Origin of the sequence: Curtobacterium oceanosedimentum (assembly GCF_040545555.1) — a bacterium.
Classification (GTDB): Bacteria; Actinomycetota; Actinomycetes; order Actinomycetales; family Microbacteriaceae; genus Curtobacterium.
The window spans coordinates 1-1,420 of sequence record NZ_JBEPMD010000028.1 but is presented as its reverse complement, the minus strand read 5'-3'; the positions used below and the strand labels follow the sequence as shown (position 1 = coordinate 1,420).

Here is a 1,420-nt window from a genome sequence, read left to right as displayed (position 1 = left end):
GACGGGCAAGATCGATCGTGGTGCCCTGACCGACGTGCTGACCGGACGCCGGAGCTCCCGGTGAGCGCCGGCCCGGTAGGAGTCGACGCGACTGCCGTCCCGGGCCGCGTCGAGATCACCGCACGAGCGCTGACGGCGCTGGCGCGGGCAGCCGCGGCCGAACAGCTGGGCGTGCCCGCGAAGCGCCTGCGGGTGGGACTCGACGACGACCGGGGGTCCATCGCTCTCGACGTCACGGGACCCATCCGTGAACGAGCCGACATCGTCGGGGCGGCCTCCGCGGCCGCCGAAGCGGTGGGCCGCAGGGTGGGCGAGTTGTCGGGACGTCGCGTGGGTCGGACCCACATCGAACTGACCGGGATCGTGCGTGTGCACGAGGGCCGGGTCCGGTAGGAGGAGGCAAGCATGAGCACCGAACAGCTCGAGAAGCGGCTGCGTCGTCGCAGCATCCACCGGTCCCGGTCCACCGCGGTCGCGATCACCCTGGTCGTCGTCGCGTTGGTCGCGGCGTGGGTCGGTACCGAAGCGGTCCTGAAGGCCACCGGGCAGCAGCCGCTGCTGGCGGACCCGCAGACCGTGGCCGACACCGCCCTCAAGCCCGACGCCGCGTTCACCACCATCGCCGAGGTCATCGCCGCTGCCCTGGTGATCCTCGGCATCATCCTGATCGTCCTCGCCCTGAAGCCCGGCCGGCAGCCCCGCTCCGGGATCGACCGTGACCGCGGTGCGGTCGTGATCGACACCCGCATCCTGGCCTCCACCGCCGCCAACGCCGCAGCCCTGGCAGCAGGCGTCCCGGAAGCCAACACGAGCGCGTCGGCTCGGGGGCACCGCACCCAGGTGCACGTGGTGCCCCTGTCCGGCATCCCCGTCGACGCCAGCGCCGTCGAGGACGCCGTGCAGGACCGGCTCAGCCGGCTCGGCGGCAAGCACGGCACGTCCGTGCAGGTCACCGTGGAACAGAAGGGAACCCTGGCATGACCACCACCAACCGCGGCGTCAACCGGGTCCTGCTGTTCCTGATCGGCCTGATCGGCATCATCGTCGGGGTCACCATCGGCGCCGGGGTCCTGCAACCCGTCCGCGACGCCCTCCGACAGGTCATCACCCTGCCGGAACAGGTCACCGTCCCCGACGAGGCACTGTGGATCATCGCCGGGGTCTGCGCGGTGGTCATCGTCCTCGCGGTGATCGTGATCGCCACCCGCGGTGGCGGCGGCACCAGTGTCGCGGTCCGGGAACGCTCCGGCGAGGACCAGGTCACCGTGAACGTCGCGCTCGTGCGGGACGTCATCGACCACGAACTCACCGGCATCCACGACATCGTCGGCTCCAAGGTCGACACGTACCTGGTGAAGAAGACCCGCGCCGCACGCATCAAGGTCCACGTCCGCCGCGGCGGTGACGCGGTCACCGTCCT

The 1,420-nt window shown here is 71.3% G+C and carries 3 protein-coding genes; all 3 read left to right on the top strand.

The window, feature by feature from the left end:
- The coding region (locus ABIC52_RS16195; RefSeq protein WP_354027818.1) for a hypothetical protein at positions 1 to 393 on the top strand (393 nt) is incomplete at its 5' end.
- Positions 394 to 405: 12 nt separating this feature from the next.
- Positions 406 to 981, top strand: a complete 576-nt coding sequence (locus ABIC52_RS16190; protein ID WP_354027817.1) for a DUF6286 domain-containing protein — start codon at positions 406 to 408, stop codon at positions 979 to 981.
- Positions 978 to 1,420: hypothetical protein (locus ABIC52_RS16185; RefSeq protein WP_354027816.1), on the top strand; the 443-nt coding region annotated here is incomplete at its 3' end. The genes ABIC52_RS16190 and ABIC52_RS16185, both read left to right, overlap by 4 nt.

Excerpts from the sequence above, each read along its gene's own strand:
- ABIC52_RS16190 (WP_354027817.1), top strand. The coding sequence starts at position 406 with ATGAGCACCGAACAGCTCGAGAAGCGGCTGCGTCGTCGCAGCATCCAC.